The organism is bacterium 336/3 (assembly GCA_001281695.1).
Taxonomy (GTDB): Bacteria; Bacteroidota; Bacteroidia; order Cytophagales; family Thermonemataceae; genus Raineya.
Window position 1 is genome coordinate 4,055,589 of the sequence record LJIE01000001.1, and the last position, 18,568, is coordinate 4,074,156.

Annotated in this window: 11 protein-coding genes and 2 pseudogenes; 4 read left to right on the top strand and 9 right to left on the bottom strand. The window is 32.7% G+C overall.

Annotated elements, in window-relative coordinates; genetic code table 11:
- Window positions 1-333 precede the first annotated feature (333 nt).
- Window positions 334-1,092, bottom strand: coding sequence for a hypothetical protein (locus AD998_19010; GenBank protein ID KOY87948.1), 759 nt, complete (start codon window positions 1,090-1,092; stop codon window positions 334-336).
- 32 nt (window positions 1,093-1,124) lie between these two features.
- Window positions 1,125-4,097, bottom strand: a complete 2,973-nt coding sequence (locus AD998_19015) for a hypothetical protein (GenBank protein ID KOY87949.1) — start codon at window positions 4,095-4,097, stop codon at window positions 1,125-1,127.
- 61 nt (window positions 4,098-4,158) lie between these two features.
- Here AD998_19015 and AD998_19020 point away from each other — a divergent pair.
- Window positions 4,159-5,217: pseudogene (locus AD998_19020) on the top strand (hypothetical protein).
- A 360-nt stretch (window positions 5,218-5,577) separates the two neighbouring features.
- Here AD998_19020 and AD998_19025 read toward each other — a convergent pair.
- The 4 genes from AD998_19025 to AD998_19040 all read right to left on the bottom strand — a co-directional run bounded on the left by AD998_19025 (window position 5,578) and on the right by AD998_19040 (window position 8,130).
- Window positions 5,578-7,230, bottom strand: coding sequence for a peptidase S41 (locus AD998_19025; GenBank protein KOY88282.1), 1,653 nt, complete (start codon window positions 7,228-7,230; stop codon window positions 5,578-5,580).
- A gap of 121 nt (window positions 7,231-7,351) precedes the next feature.
- Window positions 7,352-7,531, bottom strand: coding sequence for a hypothetical protein (locus tag AD998_19030; protein KOY87950.1), 180 nt, complete (start codon window positions 7,529-7,531; stop codon window positions 7,352-7,354).
- 98 nt (window positions 7,532-7,629) lie between these two features.
- The gene (locus AD998_19035; GenBank protein KOY87951.1) at window positions 7,630-7,869 is read right to left on the bottom strand and encodes a 50S ribosomal protein L28; all 240 of its coding nucleotides are present in this window, start codon (window positions 7,867-7,869) and stop codon (window positions 7,630-7,632) included.
- A 75-nt stretch (window positions 7,870-7,944) separates the two neighbouring features.
- Window positions 7,945-8,130, bottom strand: coding sequence for a hypothetical protein (locus AD998_19040; GenBank protein ID KOY87952.1), 186 nt, complete (start codon window positions 8,128-8,130; stop codon window positions 7,945-7,947).
- Window positions 8,131-8,195: 65 nt separating this feature from the next.
- Here AD998_19040 and rocD point away from each other — a divergent pair, with 65 nt between their 5' ends.
- Complete coding sequence (rocD, locus tag AD998_19045) at window positions 8,196-9,431, top strand: ornithine--oxo-acid aminotransferase (protein ID KOY87953.1); 1,236 nt, start codon at window positions 8,196-8,198, stop codon at window positions 9,429-9,431.
- A 38-nt stretch (window positions 9,432-9,469) separates the two neighbouring features.
- Here rocD and AD998_19050 read toward each other — a convergent pair whose 3' ends face one another.
- From AD998_19050 to AD998_19060, 3 genes are all read right to left on the bottom strand, one after another.
- Window positions 9,470-10,420, bottom strand: a complete 951-nt coding sequence (locus AD998_19050) for a hypothetical protein (GenBank protein ID KOY87954.1) — start codon at window positions 10,418-10,420, stop codon at window positions 9,470-9,472.
- 284 nt (window positions 10,421-10,704) lie between these two features.
- Window positions 10,705-11,649, bottom strand: a complete 945-nt coding sequence (locus AD998_19055; protein KOY87955.1) for a hypothetical protein — start codon at window positions 11,647-11,649, stop codon at window positions 10,705-10,707.
- Window positions 11,650-11,744: 95 nt separating this feature from the next.
- A complete protein-coding gene (locus tag AD998_19060) occupies window positions 11,745-15,977 on the bottom strand; it encodes a hypothetical protein (GenBank protein KOY87956.1) in 4,233 nt (1,410 codons plus the stop codon).
- Window positions 15,978-16,098: 121 nt separating this feature from the next.
- On the opposite strand from AD998_19060, the gene AD998_19065 reads away from it, so the two are divergent.
- Complete coding sequence (locus AD998_19065) at window positions 16,099-17,283, top strand: 2-amino-3-ketobutyrate CoA ligase (GenBank protein ID KOY87957.1); 1,185 nt, start codon at window positions 16,099-16,101, stop codon at window positions 17,281-17,283.
- 661 nt (window positions 17,284-17,944) lie between these two features.
- A pseudogene (locus AD998_19070) lies at window positions 17,945-18,505 on the top strand (hypothetical protein).
- Window positions 18,506-18,568 lie beyond the last annotated feature (63 nt).

Sequence of the window (18,568 nt, forward strand, 5' to 3'; positions counted from 1 at the left end):
GAATGTTTATTCTAATAGGAGAGAAATCTTTAAATTCTTCTTTTTTTTGATTTTTTAAAAAAATGAAGTACAGTTAATTGGAAGTTTCCCGACTCTACCTGTGTAAGTATATCTTACAGTATCATAAGTATCTTCTTTTTCTGTATTTTGCTTTGGTATAGTATCTTGAGGCTTTTTTATTTTCTCACTTTGCTGAACAGAACTAGTCTTATCATTTTTACATGATACAAAAAATAAATAAAGTCCTATAACATCGTTTTCATTATAAAAAGTCTTTTTTTAACTTTGACTCTGCTAACTATCATGATAACCTTAATTCCATAATAATAAATTTTACTCCTTTTTCTTATTATAAATAATTTCTCCAATATATTCGTTATCTTTTTTATAAATAGCTATCAGCATCTCAACATAACTACCATCTTGAGCATATCTTTTCCAAATTAAATTTATTTTGTCATTTTCTTCATAAACTTTGTCTATTTCATCATAAGCTACATCAGTGTCTATAAAGTGTAAATAATCAAAGTTTCTATAGTATTCATTAGTGTTTATTAATTTTATGGGTGTTATATCGTTTTTTTTCTTATTTTTCAATACGACTGGATTGAAATTGGTACATCCAGTTGGCATTTGATTATCAAACGCTTTCATTACATAATTATGTGAAAATATGAGTTCTATATCATTGTGAATTGTATTCAATTGTTTATTTTGCTTGTTATTTATGTCTAATTCGTAAACTAAATCTCCATTTACAACACCTTCTAAATTACCTACTTTAATTTTCACATACTTGAAGCTTTTACAAGTATCATCATTTGAGTTTAATTTATAAAAGCTTTCACTAACACCTAATATATCTACACTATGCTTATTCAAATAAGATATATCTTTGCTATCATTACTATCATTTATTAAAATTTTAATATTATCTCCTAATAAAATACCATTTTTATTAAGTTTTTGATATACAATTTCAGATTTCATCATATTTTCATTATCAGTATTTTGTATTTGTTTTTTATTTTCTTGATTTGTACAAGAAAATGCATATAAAGTTAGGAAAATTGGTATTATTGTTTTGTTCATAATTTTACAATTATATCTTCATGTATCAATTATTAAAAAATAGGTATTCGTATTTCTGCAACTGTAAATTTAGCATTTTTAACTCCACCCCATCTTTTGTCTCCTAATAATTTTTCTCCATCAATCATAAATAAATTTTCCGCATGATAACCTTGTGAATTTGTCCAAGCAGGGTCAAAATATCTGTAATAAACTTTATTTTCTTTTACTATTTTCTCCATAATTACCACAAAATGTTCAGTAGTTTTATCTCTATTATACATTTCTGTACGACCGTCATCAACTCCTACAAATACAGGGTGTCCATTATTTAACTCATCATCAATAAATTTAATTCCTATTTCAAGATTTCTATAATGATTTTTTCCATTTATTTGCTCCATTATTTGTATACTTGCCTGAGCCTCAGCATTAGCAATATCTAATTTCCCTCCTTTTTGTTTCATCATGGCTCTAGCAGCATCATAACAACAAACTACATTTTTCTTCCCTGCATATGTTTTTTCAGACTCATATAATCCTCTCCCAGAAGTTCCCTTTACTAAAGCAGGGAATTGAGAAATAAAATCATCAGGAGACATCACAGCATTTATACTCTTTGTTTGTATTTTGTTTATAGATAGTGTAGATATTTTATTTAAAACATTATACCCACTTCCTCCTTTACTAAAAGTTCCATCTTTTGATATATAAGCTTTTTCTTCTAACATAATAAGCTCATCTTGAAATTTTTCTATTGCTTGAATAGTTTTAGTTAATTGCTTAACAGGTATAATATCGGTATCCTTTAAAGAACTTACATAAATTGTTTCTTCATTATTGTCCAAATAGTTTATGGCTATTAACTTATTTTGTATAATTTTTACATCTTTTGTAACATTTTTTCCTTTTTTGCCTACACTATCACTAATCTGTTCTCCAACATATCTATCATCTGTTTTTTGGGTTTGCTTTTTGTCAATATTGTTAAACCCAAAATACTTCATTAAAGCTTTTAGCATTTCATATTGTTTTGTAACCCCCAACCCCTCAAAAAGATAATTAAAAGCTTCTAATCCATACTTTTTTAACTCGCCCCATATATCATCTGCTATTTTTGTTTTTTCTTTATCTTTTTGTTTTTGTTGTTCTTGCTTTTTTCTTTCTTGTTCTAGTTGTAATCTTTTTCTTTCCTCTTCCAATTTTCTTTTTTGCTCTAAGGCATATTCTTGTCGAGCCTTTGTTACACTTTCTTTGATTGAATTCATTAATTTTTGAAGTGTACTTCCGTCAGGGTCAATTCGTCCATCTACCCCTTTTCTATTCACTTCCAACTGAAATATCTTAATAGCCTCAATGGTTTTGGGAATATCTTTAGATGTTACTTTATCTTTAGGAAAAGAAGGAACTTTTCCATACATCAATAGCATTCTTCGTTCATATTCAGACGTTTTATAACTATATAATTGCTCTTTTTTTTCTTCTTTTGGGATATCAGTAGTTGTATTTGGGTCTACTTGTTTTTCATCAACTATTTCTGGAGTATTTATAATAGGTGGCAAATGAACTTCTTCTAATTCAATATTTTTAACAGGTTGTTCTTTTTGATAATCTGCTTCTGATAATAAACCTATTTCGTAAAGTTTTTCTTGTATTACAAGTACATCTTCTGTAAAATTTATCATATCCTCTTTATATGTACCATTAGGTAAACCTACTGAAAAGCCCCATCTTGATTTAGCTGGAGGGCTTGTCAATATTTCAGGCATATTTAGTTTTGTCCCTGACTCAAAATAACTTTTTCCATCTTTTTCTTTAAGTTTTGTTTTATTAGCATTTGTCAAATCTTGAGCACTTACACCATATTTATCTGATAGTTTATCTATGTTTTCTCCCTTTTGAACAATTCCTCTTTTATTTTGCGTAATGGTTTGTGAGTTAGTATTTGGTGTAGTAGTTTCTGGTTTAAGATTACTGTATTTCTGATTAGACATTAAGTCAGGGATAGTACCTCCCATTTCTGCCAAAAAGTACAGAATATTAAGTGTTGTTCCATTTTTACCTACAACTCCATCTGTTAAACCTTTTCTTTGTATTTCAATATCTTCTAATGATTTTTTAGTAGCAGAAGGATGAGATTTTCCAGCATCTTCTATAATTTTTATTCTCTTTTTATACCATTCTGCTGTAACAGGAGCAAGTTCAGTATCTTGAAAAGTTTGTATAGCTTCTGATACTTTATCCACATCTTCTATTTCTGTTTTTTTAAGATACCCAAGTTTTACAAGCATTGAGCCAACTTTTTTTACATCTTCAAGAAAATTTTTACCTCCCTTACCAACACTTCCTTTTAAAGAAAAATCTCTATTCATTCTACCTACTTCAGATTTAATATGTGTTTCATAATGAGGGTTTGAGGCAAAAACTCCTTTGTTATCATGTCGGAGCATACCATTATTTTTGATAATATCATTTCCTGTTTGCTTTCCTCCAAGCCATCCTTTTGCCATACCCAGATAATATACATCAAATCCATCTTCAATCGTTTTAATACTTTTAGCTGTTTTATTATCACCTGCATCAGTAGCACCCATATGGAAAATATTACCAGAACTTCCACGTTCATGCCTATAAACACCACCCTCTAAATATGCTTGAGCAAGAGCTATTTCAACGGGAACAACATAATTCAAATCTCCATATTTGTCATATACTTTTCTTGCTGCATTCGCAAAATGTGAACCTTTTAGTTGTAAATCAGCATTTATATTTTTTTTTGAATACCATATATTTAACTGATTTTGAGCAACCTGTTCGTATTTTGCAAAATATTCATTTTCCTTTCCTTTTTCAATTTCTTTTTTAGGTAATTCTTGTCCTTTTAAAGTTTTTGTGGTTTGTTCTTGCTGTTTTAAAGCTGTTGCTAATTGTTTATCCATATTGTTAGTAACCATTGGAACTTTTTGTTCTTGGTTATTAACTACCCCACTATCAACAATATTTTGTTTGGTATCTAAAGAGTACATATTCCTTAAATTATTTTCTATAAATTTGTTCTAAAATTACTCCAATTTTACATACTTATTTATGACTGACAATTTAGAGAATTTTTATAATTTTTTCAAGCAAGAAAGCTTTTGGTTTTTTAGTGTTATAAAGAGACAATTATTTTTACTTAAATCCCAAGAGGATTTATCTATATTACCAAGTCCAGAATTATCTAGTTTTCAAACACTCTATAATCAATTTATTATAAAAAACAGCCTAACTGAACAAGAGAGGCTTGTTTTAATGTTAGCGATTATTCCTGAAATACAACCTGATTTATTAGATTTTTTACTTTCAGAGAATTTAACAGCATTGGGAAGATACCAAGATAACTCAAAGTTAGGCTTTATTCCTTCTGGTTATACTGCTTTATTTCTATTAGCCAATAACCCTCAAGACATGGGAGAAGCTTATTTTTATAATTACCCAATCATCAAAAAACTGCTTGATAGAGGATTTATCAATTTAGAAAAAAATCCAAGTAACCCATCTAACAATTCTTTAATTCATGGTAGATTAGTAATTTCTATTGAAATTTTACATCTTATTGCCTCCAATGAACCCTTTTCTCCAAAATACTCACAAGAGTTCCCTGCCAGCCTATACACTACAGAAGAAACTTGGGATGATTTGATTCTCAACCCTTCTGTGAGAGAATGTTTGATGGATGTAAAGGCTTGGATGAAACATTATCCCACTCTCAATAAAGATGAAAACTACAAAGGTTCTAAAGGTTTCAAGGCTCTTTTTTGGGGTGAATCTGGAACTGGGAAAACTGTCAGTGTGGGTATTTTGGGAAAAGAAGTTGGTAAAGATGTGTATAGAATTGACCTTTCTCAAATTGTGTCTAAATATGTGGGAGAAACAGAGAAAAACCTTAAATATGTGTTTGATTTGGCTCAAAACAAAGATTGGATTTTATTTTTTGATGAAGGAGATGCTTTATTGGGTAAAAGAACTGATAACAAATCAGCCAATGACCGTTATGGAAACCAAGAAATTGCCTATTTACTTCAAAGAATGGAAGATTTTGATGGGATTTTGTTTTTGTGTACCAACAAAAGAGATAATTTGGATGAGGCTTTCAAAAGACGTTTTCATTTGAGATTTGAGTTTAGTCAGCCCTTTTCTTCTATTCGTTTTGAAATATGGGCAAAGGCATTTGAGGAATTTTATTTCAACAATGTACCCATGGAGTATACAGCAGAAAAACTCAAAGATATGAATGGAGCTTGGATAAAGAGTTTTGCTCGTTATTGTAAAGTTCAAGCTTTAGAAGATACAACAGACAAAGCTTATGTATTTGACAGAGAAAAATTTTATAGGACACTGAGAAACTTCTACATTGCTCAGGGCAAGGGTTATCATGATGTTACAGCCATTTGTAAGGAACTAAGCCTTCCTATGTGGAAAGATATTATTGTGTAAAACAAAAGCCTCGTTTAAACGAGGCTTTTGTTATTTCTTCTTTAAAATTTCTTTATACTTAGCAGGGTTTTTTAATATTTTAACAGCTTCTTGTAGTTCTTTGTCATTATCAAATTTAGCTTCAGTTTCTCCTTTTTCTAAATAATATCTTGTACAAATCTCCTCTTCCAGAAGCTCTCTAATTTCATTTTTGAAAGTTATCAAATCAACTTCTTTATTTTTAGAAATACGTCCTTTAAGCGTATTCAAGTCGTTTTGTATTAAATCATAAGTTTTATCTTTTTTAGCTGCATCTATCAAATCTTTATAGCTTTTTTCCATTTCGGTGGTATAAGCATAATCTTTATTTTTTACCCATGTTACAAATGCCTGATATTCTGCATCTGAAAGAGCAAACTCTCTTGCAGGTTTGATTTGACTATTTTTAAGAGCATACTCATTGGCATATTCAAAAATAAGGTTTTTAGTTACAAGACTTTGAGCAATGGGGCTTAGATTTTCTTTCTCAATAATTACATCTGGCTCCAAACCAGCACCATCATAAACTGTTCTTCCACCTTTAGTTTTGAAAGCTCTTCGTAATGAATCAGGTATTTTAGCTACTTTACCTTGGTCATCTCTGTTGCTATAATCCAAAGCCTGAATACATCTGCCACTAGGCACATAATATTTAGCTACTGTTATTTTTACTTGCGAATTATAAGTAAGTGGTCTTGTACTTTGTACCAAGCCTTTTCCGAAAGAACGTTGTCCCACAAGTACTCCTCTATCGTAATCTTGAATTACTCCTGAAACAATCTCGGATGCAGATGCACTTCTGCCGTTTACAAGTACTACTAATGGAATATCTGTATCAATGGGTTGCCTAAGTGATTTGTAAGTTTTATTCCATTCTGCAATTTTCCCTTTCGTGAAAACAACATCTAAATCTTTGGGTAAGAATAAATTACATATATTTACAGATTCATTTAAAAGTCCTCCAGGGTTTCCTCTCAAATCTAAAATAATACTTTTGGCTCCTTTACTTTTTAATTCTTCTACACTTTTACGAATACTCTCTGCTGCACCTTGTGTAAATTCACTTAAATAGACATATCCTATACCATCTTCTATTATTCCATGAAAAGGAATATTATCAACTTTAATTCTTTCTCTTTTTATTTTGATTTTCTCTGTTTGTGTAGAACCATAATGTCTGATAAGCAATTCTATTTCAGTATCAGGTTGCCCTTTGAGCAAACGGCTAATATCACTTTGATTTTTACCAGTTACTTTTACTTCGCCGATTTGCAATATTTCGTCTCCAATTTTTAATCCACTTTTGAGAGCTGGAGAGTTTTCCATAGGCATAATAACTGTTACTTTTCCATTTCGTGTGCCTACAGTTGCCCCAATACCTCCATATTCGCCTGTGGTCATGGTCCTGTAATCTTCTATTTGGTCTTCAGAAATATAGACCGTATAAGGGTCTAAAGATTTGAGCATGGCATCCAAGCCAGTACGCATAATTTTATTGGGATTCACTTCATCCACATAATAATTGTTCACTTCTTTGTAGAGTGTTGTGAAAATATCAATGTTTTTGGCTATTTCGAAGGCATTGTCTTGTGGGTCTTTTTTAAATGCTAAAAAAGTAGTAACAGCCAGTGCTAATAGCACCAAAGTAGTTAGATTTCTCCTAATAGTTTTCATAGGCTTTATGTTTTTCAGAATAACTCAAATATAATAAATTTATTGTATCAAAAAGTACATCACCAGCAGTAAGTTTTACCACTGGTGATGTACAATAATGATTTTTTAAAGATTATGAGGGTTTTCTATTCTTAAAAGCTAAAAAAGCAAATACAATCCCTAAAGGTAAGGGTATCCAAAAAGTATCTTTTAGTTCTGTGAGATTGCTATTGGTTGAACCAATTTGGTACATGGCTGCTGAAGCAAAGAAACATACACCAGCAAGAATAGGAGCTAATTTTTTCATAAGCATATTTGTTTTAAATTTTCTTTTTGAATATGATAAATTTGAAACAAAAAGGCAAGAATTTATACAAATTCTTGCCTTTTCAATGCTTTTTAAGAATCAAATTATGCGTGTAAAGTACCTTTTTTCGCAGCATCTCTGATTGCTTGTTCAATGCCTTTTTTATTGATAGTACGAAGTGCTTTGGCAGAAACTCTAAGAGTTATCCAAAGGTCTTCATCTGCTAAATAAAACTTTTTAGTTTTAAGGTTGATATCAAACCTTCTTTTTGTTTTATTGTTAGCGTGAGAAACGTTATTCCCTACCCTAGGCTTTTTTCCTGATAATTGACAAACTCTCGCCATAACCTTATAATTAATAAATGTTTTTACAAATTGGAGTGCAAATATAGTCTTTGTTTTGGAAATTACAAAAAAATATTATTTTTTTTCTTTTCTCTTAAATCCATAAGGACAGTGCTTACATCCATTCTGACAGCAATATCCCCTTTTCAGGTGATATTGTTCTGTAAAGACCATGAAACCTTGTTCATTAAAATAGAAATCTCCCTCCTCAGCCACTGGGTTATTATTGGACTTTTTCTTGCCCGAATATAAAAAATCCATAATTTTTGTATCTTTGTGAACGTTTTGTGTCTAACACAAAATACAACGCAAAAGTTTAAAATTTTATGACAACGACTACACACATTTCGACACAAGAGGCTATTGCTTTAGAAGACCGTTATGGAGCTCACAACTATCACCCATTGCCTGTGGTGCTTTCTAAAGGAGAGGGTGTTTTTCTTTGGGATGTAGAAGGAAAACGTTATTTCGATTTTCTTTCGGCATATAGTGCTGTCAATCAAGGTCATTGTCATCCTCGTATTATTCAGGCTCTTATAGAGCAAGCTCAAACACTTACCCTTACTTCAAGAGCATTTCATAATGACAAGTTAGGCGTTTTTGAAAAATATATCACAGAATATTTTGGTTACGACAAAGTTCTGATGATGAACTCTGGTGCTGAAGCCAATGAAACAGCTTTAAAGTTAGCTCGTAAATGGGGTTATCAGAAAAAAGGTATTCCTGAAAACAAAGCCATTATTTTGGCTGTAAAACGCAATTTTCATGGTAGAACGCTTGCTATTATTTCTGCTTCTACTGACAAGACTGCTACCAAAGATTTTGGTCCTTTTATGGATGGTTTCCAAGTAATTGAATATAATGACATCACAGCTCTTGAAACAGCTCTCCAAAATCCTCATGTTTGTGGTTTTTGGGTAGAACCTATTCAAGGTGAAGCAGGAGTTTTTGTACCAGATGATGGATATTTGGCTAAATCTGCCGAATTATGTAAGAAACATAATGTTTTATTCATGGTAGATGAAGTACAAACTGGTGTAGGCAGAACAGGAAAACTGATTGCTTCTCATCATGAAAATGTACAACCCGATATGCTTATTTTAGGAAAAGCTCTTTCTGGAGGAACCTATCCTGTTTCAGCAGTTTTGGCAAATGATGAAGTGATGCTTTGTATCAAACCTGGTGAACATGGTTCTACATTTGGCGGTAACCCAATTGCTTGTGCTGTAGCCATGGCTGCCTTAGAAGTGATTAAGGATGAGAAACTTATAGAGAATGCAGATAAAATGGGTGAGATATTTAGAGGCAGAATGAGAGCTTTGATGCAACGTTACCCTGAAAAAGTATCAGCTGTTCGTGGAAAAGGTTTGCTCAATGCCATTGATATCAAAGAAAAAGATGGAAAAACAGCTTGGGATGTTTGTTTGGCTATGAAAGAAGTCGGTTTGCTTGCCAAACCGACTCATGGAGATAAAATTCGTTTTGCTCCTCCTCTTATCATTACTGAAAGCCAAATGGATGAAGCTTGTAGTATTATTGAAACAATCATTGCAAATTACTAAACTACAAAAAGCCAGCTTTTAGCTGGCTTTTTTATTGACTATCTCTTTTTAGGCTTCAAAACAGGCTCATAAACTATATTCTGTCCACAAAGAGTATTTAAGCAAGTTACCAAGTTTTTGGTATGTAAGCCCAAAACTGAATTGTAATCATCTTTTCGATAGCCTCCAAACAGACCAAGTATCAAGGGAAGAGGTTTTTGTCGCTTTTCATCCAATTTCTTGACAAAGTCATAGACAATATGGGCACATTCTATCCATTCGGCTGTGGTACACTGCCCTTTGGTATCATCATCTTCATGGCTATCAGCTCCATGACAAAAAACCACATATTCAATGCGTTTTTCGTTGATAGCATCTCTCAACAAACCCAACTCACGCCTTAAATTGCTGATAAACTTTTGGTGTTTGTCTTCAGGATTGATATTACCAATTCCTTTGGGAATAGCCAAATTCAAATCAGAAACAAACTTTCGAGCATCTTCGATGCTGTTTCCGAAATGCCCATCAAGGTCTATATAAGCACCTCGTTTGCCAGTTTCCCTAAAAACTTTGACAGAAGCAATTACCTGCCCCGAAAAAGTACAATATCCCAAACCATGCTCTGGTAAGGCATGGTGGAAACCACAAGCAGGGTTAAAAGTTACTTTTTCTGGGTTTTCCAAAGCAAATTTAATAGCATGATACAAACTGGCATTGGTGTATCGAATAGTTTCGGCGAATTGTGGCGACCAGTCCAGATTGCTACTTTTAGTCCAAAGACGTTTTCCTGCAAAGAAACCATCTACATACTCTCTTGTATGAGCTAAATAAAACTCTTCTTGTGAGAAGGGTTTGAAATCGTCTTTGATGGTAAAATGCCCAGATAGTTTGTTTCTTTCAAGAAAGTTCAGTAACAATTTAGGCTTTTGGGGAGATTTGGACACATTCTTCCCATTATTCTTCAATACCATATTTTCATGGTAGAAGGTATATATTTGTGCATTTCGCATGATTTTCAGGTTTAAATATCTCAAATAGGAAATACATCTCCATAAGCATATAGAGATGAAAAAATGAAATACCTTGCCTGAAACAGCTAAAATCTGTCAGTGATAAAAATTACTTAAAAGAAAATGAAATGCTCAAACAAGGTACTATTTGTTTGAACTATCGGGTGGAAAAAGACGGGCAAAGCCGAGAATAATACAAAACTGTTTCATAGTTATACACTTTTATGTTGCAAAGATAATTGCTTTCTCAATTATCTACAAATTATTTTGTTATTATTAGCAATCTACTTAGGCATCAAAACAGGCTCAAATTTAATTTCTTGCCCACAAAGTGTATTGAGACAAATTACTAAATCTTTGACATGTAAACCCAAAACTGAATCATAATCGTCTTTACGGTAGCCTCCAAACAAGCATAATACAAGCGGAATAGACTTGTTCAGCTTTTCATCTATTTTCTTGACAAAATCATAGAATATCTCAGCACACATTATCCATTCTTGCGTATTACATTGTCCTCTAGTATCATCATCTTCATGACTATCAGCACCATGACAAAAAACAAGATAGTTAATTTGATCTTCTAAAATAGCTGTTTCAAGAATGTTCAACTCTCTCTTAAAATTATCAATGTATCTCTCGTGGCTTCCAGAAGGATTGATATTTCCAAAACCTTTGGGAATAGCCTCATTCAAATCTTCTACAAAATTTCTAGAATCTTCAATACTATTACCAAAATGCCCGTCTAAATCTATATAAGCTCCTTTCATACCTGTTTCCCTGAATATTTTTATAGAAGCTATCACCTGTCCTGAAAAAGTACAATACCCCATACCATACATGGGTTGAGCATGGTGGAAACCACTCACAGGACTAAAACAAACACTTTCTGGATTTTTTAAGGCAAACTTAATTGCCTCATATAAACTCGCATTGGTGTATTGAACGGTTTCTACAAATTGAGGTGACCATTCCAAATTATTACTTTCCGCCAAAGGCTTTTTACCTACAAAGAAACTATCTACATAATTCTGAGTATGAGCTATATAAAACTCTTCTTTTGTGAAAGACTCAAAGTTTTGATGGATTTCAAGATATTTGAGAAGTTCATTTTTTTCAAGGAAGTCGAGAAACCACTTAGGTTTTTGAGGCGATTTAGAAAAGTTTTTTTCACTCTCTTTCAAAACCATTTTCTCATTATAAAAAGTGTATAATTGAGATTTTCGCATAGACCATATTTTTATAAATATGTTGATTTATAGCTATCTTACAAAATTAAGTTTTATAAAACAACAAAGCCAGCTTTTAGCTGGCTTTTTGTACTTTAGTTCATCCCTATCATATTGAATGCTCCCCAATACAATGGGTTTTTATATTTGAGTTTTATCACTTTTTGAGCTTCTCTGAAAGCCTCTCGTTTATTACCTGTTTTTGCCCATTTCTGATAAAATGCTATCATCATATTGGCTGTGGCTTCATCATCTACTTTAAACAAACTGAAAATAACCGTTTTAGCTCCTGCAATCATAAATGAACGTTGCAAACCGTAAACGCCCTCTCCTACTTTATTTTGTCCTACACCTGTTTCGCATGCCGAAATAATTACCAATTCTGTTTTGGAAAGAGGTAAATCAATTACTTCGTAGGCTGTCAAAACGCCCTCTTTTGTATGATAATCTGTTTTTTCAGACTCCATTAAATCTCCTGCTCCTTCTAGAAGCAAACCTGCTCTCAATAAAGGATTCTGACTTGTTTGGTTTTTCTGTAAACCAAATTCATCTGATTCGGGTGTATTTTCTTCAAAAAAACCATGTGTAGCCAAATGTAAAATAGTAGGATTTTGTACACTTTTTACTTTTTGTTCAGAAGCATCTTTACCAGTAAAGAGCTCAAAATCAATCTTTTTACCTTTCAAAATATTTCCAATTTGTTTTACTTCTTTTTCTGTACCTTTCAAATCTACCACTTTTGAACCTTTTATTTTGGAATAATAACTTGGATTGCCTACTAAAAATGCTCTTTGATTTTCTTTGTTGATAGGCGATTCGGGCTTCAGAGATTCTTCTGTTGAACTTAAATACCAAATATCCTGATAATCAAAAACATATACTTTTCCATTGAGTAATGTCGCTACATTCAATTCATTGTAAATACCATCAGGAGAAAAATAAATTTTCTTGTTTTTTCCTGTTTTTTCTTCAATATTTTTCCAAAGTTTATTGTAAGAGTTTTTATCATTTTTCTTGAAACGAATGGAATTTCGATAAAAATTCAAAGCTTCTTTTTCTAATTCATTTCCATTGGATAACAATACATATTCAGGAGCTTTTTGTGTATTAGGTGTTAAAATTAAGGCTGCATAATGCACCGAATCTGTAAATCCATTTTCAAACCATCTGAAACGTACAATTTCTACTGCCACTTCATTTTTTTTCAGGTTTTTCTGAACATCTTGCCATTTTACCACATTTTTCTGGAAACTATTTTTGAACGTTGTAGATTTTTCAAGAAGCTGTTTTTCAAGCTTTTCAACTGATATAATTAATTTCTCGACTTCTTTATCTTCTTCTTTTACATTTGCCATCAAAGATGCTAATTCCTCTTTTTGGTCAATCCATTGCTGATAAACAACCTTTACAGAATCATTTTCTGTTTGATTAATGCTCTGACGAAGTTTATTTGAGTATTTTAAAAGTAAACCCTTGTTTGCCAAAGTATTGTTGTATAATTCTCCCAAAAGCTCTGGATTTGTTTTTGCCTGAGCAAAAGCCAAACTATGGAAGAACTCAAAGTCACTTTGAATTTCTTGCCAGTAACGTTCTTTTTCTTGTTCGCTAAGAGCAGGGAAATAACTTTGCACAAAACCCTGATATTTTTTAAGATTTTCAAGTGTAATTTGATTGGCTTTTGCATAATCCTGATTGCTAAATGCCAATCGGGCTATTTTGCTTTGAGCCTTTACAAAAGAGGGATGTGATTTATCAAAAGCTTTTTTGTAAATTTCTCCTGCTTGTGTGTAATAACGTTCAGCATCTGTATTTTTCTTATTTTTAAGAGCAATATCACCTCTCAATAAATCTATTTCAGCTTTTTCTATGTTTCGTTTACTTGTTTTTTCTACCCAAATAGCAGAAGCTTGTGCCAGTAATGCATCTGCTTTTGTCAAACTATCTGCATCAGCATAGATAACAGCCAAATTTTTGAGTGTTTCGGCATAAAGTTGGTGTTTCTCTCCAAGTTTTTTCAGAGCTATTTCTTTACTTTTTTCTAAAAGGTTTATAATTTCTTCTTTAGGTGTTTTTTTAAGCAAGAACCTAACATTTGCCAAACTTGTAAGTGTTGGAATCATGGCTACACTTTCTTCTCCAAGTGTATTTTTTTTGATAGTAGAAATGTCTAAAAGTGCTTTTTCAGCTTTGTATAAACTAAATACATTTTGATAAAACTCTGTCATTTGCTCCAAATAATCAGCATAAATGAGTGTATTCTTGCCATATACTTTTTCTGTGATTTCTTCCGAAACTCTCATCTGTTTCTCTACTGCATCATATTTCCCTTGAATTAAATACAGTTTAGCTAACAAATTGAGTGGTGCGATTAGTTTAGGCGTTTTTTTGCCATAACGCAATTCATAATTGTTAATGGCTTGACGAAGTAAATTTTCAGCTTTCTTAAAATCTGCTTTTACCATATAAATCTGAGCTAAATCTTCCATTGATTTGGTTGATTCAGTAAGTGCTTTTTCTTTTTTACGTTGATAAATACGCCCTGCCTGACGCAAAAGGTCTTCAGATTCTTCGTACAAACCCATTTTAGCATATACTCTTGCTTTTAGGGAAAGAGCATTGGCATACTGAACTGAACGTTTTCCATATTTTTTACGAAGTAAAACTCCTGCTTTTTGAGCGTTTTCTTCTGCTTCAGTATAATTATGTTTTCTAAGCAACAAGCCTGCTTTTTTCAGAAGGTGTTCTCCAAAAGCTGCTCCCTTTTCTCCATATCTTTTAAGTATCTCATTTTCTACAAAAGCAAGATATTTACCCGCCTCTTCATAACTTTCAGTAATGTCCAAATAACGTTGCAAATGGTCGTTTACCTCAATATAATTTTTATGTGATGGCAACCACTCTTCCACAAAAAATAAATACTGCTTTTTGGCATAATATTCTTTTACTTCTGGTAATGCCGATGTATGAGAAATTTGGAAATCAGCCCAACGAATACGAGCCAGATTTGTATTCAAAGCATCTTCTCCAAAATTTTCTAAATACCCCAAATATGCTCCTTTTAACTCTTCATCAGCTTGACTGATGTCTTGCTCTGTTTTCAAATCATGTATTTGAGATAAGTATTCGTAGCCTGTTATACGTAAAGCGTGTTTTTGAGGTAGTAAGCTATCCGAAAGGCTGATAATATTTTGAAAAACAGGTTTGGCTTTATCTGATTTTTGGGCTACAAAAAGATTTTCAGCTTCCTGAAATTCTTTTTTAATTCTGTAATAATGATTTTTTTGAGGATAGTATTTATCCATCGTTTTTTGGAATAATGCAGCTATTTTATCTTTTTTCTCTTTTGTTTCAAGTGGTTGTGTGATAGTTGTATCTACATTTTGTTTTACTTCTAATGTGTCTGTATCATCATCTTTATCATTATCAGGTTCATCTTTATCTGTAACTTCCGAACTGCTTAGTTTTTTATTATTTTTTTGAAGTTGTAAAACTTTCAGTTGTGCCTCTAAACTAAGTGTGTGAGTAGGATTTAGGCTTTGTGCAACTAATTTATAAAATGGGATAGCCTTTTGAGGTTCTGAAAGGTTTTCGTAGTTTTGAGCTATCCAAAAATTATATTGAGCCAGTTCAGGGCTACTTTTTCCCGCCAGTTTTTTAATTCTTTCAGCATCTTTTTTAAACAAAGAATCTGCAAGCAGATAATCACCTTTCTCTGCAATTATCTGTAATTTAATTATTTGCAATTCAACAAATTGTTGCTCCCTGTAATTGATATCATTTTTAGAGGTTTTTTCTTTATTACCCAAATAGTTTACTTTTTTATTCTGAGCTTTTTCCCAAAAAGGAATCAGCCAAGCAATTTGTTTTTCTGCTTCATTGAGTTTCCCTGTTGCCAAACAAATTTTCACATAACGAGTACGTGCATCTGCGAGTAACAAAGAATCTTGAGCAGGAAGTTTCATCGGCTTTTCTAGCAACAAAGAGGCATCTTTGTATTTATTAGCTTTCATGAGCATATCAGCATAACGCAAAGCCGTCATACTTGCCAGATAAGGCTCTTTATCATCTAACTTAATTTTCGAAAAAGATTTTTCAAATCCCACAAAGTTCTTTTGAGATTCATAAATCATAGATTTCAGAATCCAATACCACGATTCTGGCAATTTTTCTTTGGTATTTTCTTTCAATTCTTTTTCTAAACTTGCAAGAGCTTTGTCGTACTTACCCGATTGATAATTTTTAAGCGTCTTGGCATAGGCATTTTCGTAAGTTTGGGCAAAAGAAGTACCCAATAAACTAACGAAGAAAAGGGTGTAAATCCATTTCATAAATTCAGTGTAGTTTTGTTTAATGCAATTTACAAAAGTTTCTGATATTTTGTCTTTTACATGATTTTTCTGATATTTACAAGCCTTTCGGACATACGCAAATTTAAACTCACTTATTGATATGTACACCAATCAAAGTACCTTAGCACAAGAGTTGCAAGACATTGAAAACAATGGTCTTTTCAAAAAAGAAAGAATTATTACTACTCCACAAGGAGCTGATATTGAAGCCAATGGTAAAGAAGTGATTAATTTTTGTGCAAACAACTATTTGGGGCTTTCATCACACCCAAAAGTAGTTGAAGCAGCCAAAGCAGCCATTGACTCTCATGGTTTTGGAATGTCATCTGTTCGTTTTATTTGTGGAACACAAGATATTCATAAAACCCTCGAAAAGAAGATTTCTGAGTTTTTGGGTACAGAAGATACCATTTTGTATGCTGCTGCCTTCGATGCCAATGGAGGTGTTTTTGAGCCTTTGTTCAACGAACAGGATGCTATTATTTCCGATGAACTCAATCATGCTTCTATCATTGATGGTGTAAGACTTTGTAAAGCTCAACGCTTCCGTTACAAACATAACGATATGGCAGATTTGGAAGCCAAACTCCAAGAAGCTAAAAATACAAGAAACAAGATTATTGTAACAGATGGCGTTTTCTCGATGGATGGAACGATTGCCCAATTAGATAAAATTGTAGAATTAGCCGAAAAATACCAAGCCCTTGTGATGATTGACGAATGCCATGCTTCTGGTTTTATGGGAAAAACAGGCAGAGGTACACACGAACACAGAGGCGTGATGGGTAAAATTGACATCATTACAGGTACTTTGGGTAAGGCTTTGGGTGGAGCGATGGGTGGTTTTACAAGTGGTAAAAAAGAAATGATTGAGCTTTTACGCCAGCGTTCAAGACCTTATTTGTTCTCGAATGCCCTTGCTCCTGCCATTGTAGGTGCTTCGATTGCTGTATTGGATATGCTTTCTGAAACGACAACCCTCAGAGATAAACTTGAAGAAAACACCAAATATTTCCGTAGCAAAATTACAGAAGCAGGTTTTGATATAAAACCAGGTGAACATGCCATTGTACCTATTATGCTCTATGATGCTGTACTTGCTCAGAAAATGGCTGAAAAACTTTTGGATAAAGGTATTTATGTGGTTGGTTTCTTCTACCCTGTTGTACCCAAAGGGCAAGCCCGTATTCGTGTACAAATCTCAGCAGGACACGACAGACACCACCTCGATAAAGCCATCGCAGCATTTACCGAAGTTGGCAAAGAGTTGGGAGTTTTGAAATAATTGAAAATCTAAACATAAATTCTCTATGAAAACTCTAAAAAAAGTTTTTGTTTTCATTTGGATGGGTATGGGGGTATTTTCTTGTGTAAAAAATACCCCTGAAGAGTTAGATGAACCCATACTACCTCCAGTTGTTACAAGTTTTTCTCCTATTGAGGGAAAAATAGGTGATACCATTACTATTGTAGGAGAAAACTTCAGTAATCTGCTTTCTCAAAATGTAGTAAAATTTAATGGAGAGTCTTCCATTGTTGTTGAGGCAAATACGACCCAACTTAAAGCTATTGTACCCATAGGAGCTACTACAGGTTTAATTTCTGTAAGTACGGATGCTTCTAATGTAGCCAATAGTCCAACAGAGTTTAGAGTTATCCAAGATAAATGGGTGTTGAAAAATGATAATTTAACAAATATCCCATTAGCCAGTATAACTCATATGAACATATTCTATGAATATAATGGAAAAGGATATATAGTCACTCAAAGTAAAATAATGGAATATACTCCTGTTTCAAATATTTGGGAAGAAGAAACATCTCTTCCAACTTCTTTGGCTTCTTGGCATACTTTTAGTTTTTTAATTGGTAATAAATTATATGTAGGAAACAAAGAAATAATCGCAGGAAACTGTAATAATGTAGGCAGTTTTTGGGAATATAATATTGATACTAATTTATGGATTCAAAAAACAAGTTTTGCAGGTTCATGTAGAAACATTCCTATTGCTTTTTCTATTGGAAATAAAGGATATGTCGGTTTAGGTGATTCAACTGTACCACCAGAATCTATTACTAGTTTTTGGGAATATGACCCAATTACAAATCAGTGGATACGTAAAGCAAATTTTCCAGTAGGTTACACAAGAAGAGGTATTAATTTTATAAGCAATGGAAAAGCATATATAACAGCCTTAGAAGGTACTCAAGATACATGGGAGTACACCCCCGAAGATAATACTTGGCGTAAAAAATCTGATTTTCCTGGTACAAAAAGAGGTGATGCATTTGCTTTTACTATTGGTAATAGAGGTTTTATGGGTTGTGGGGAACAAAGAGATAATATTGGGGCTGGTTTTCTCAAAGATTTCTGGGAATACAACACCACAACAGATACTTGGATTCGTAAAACTGATTTTCCTAGTATAGCTCGTATTTGGGCTGGTTCATTTAGCATAAATGGGAAAGGGTATATATTTGGTGGAACTGCTAAAACCCCTATAGGAAGCCCTCAACCCTATTATAACATATACGATTTTTGGGAATATACTCCATAAAAAACAAGGCTG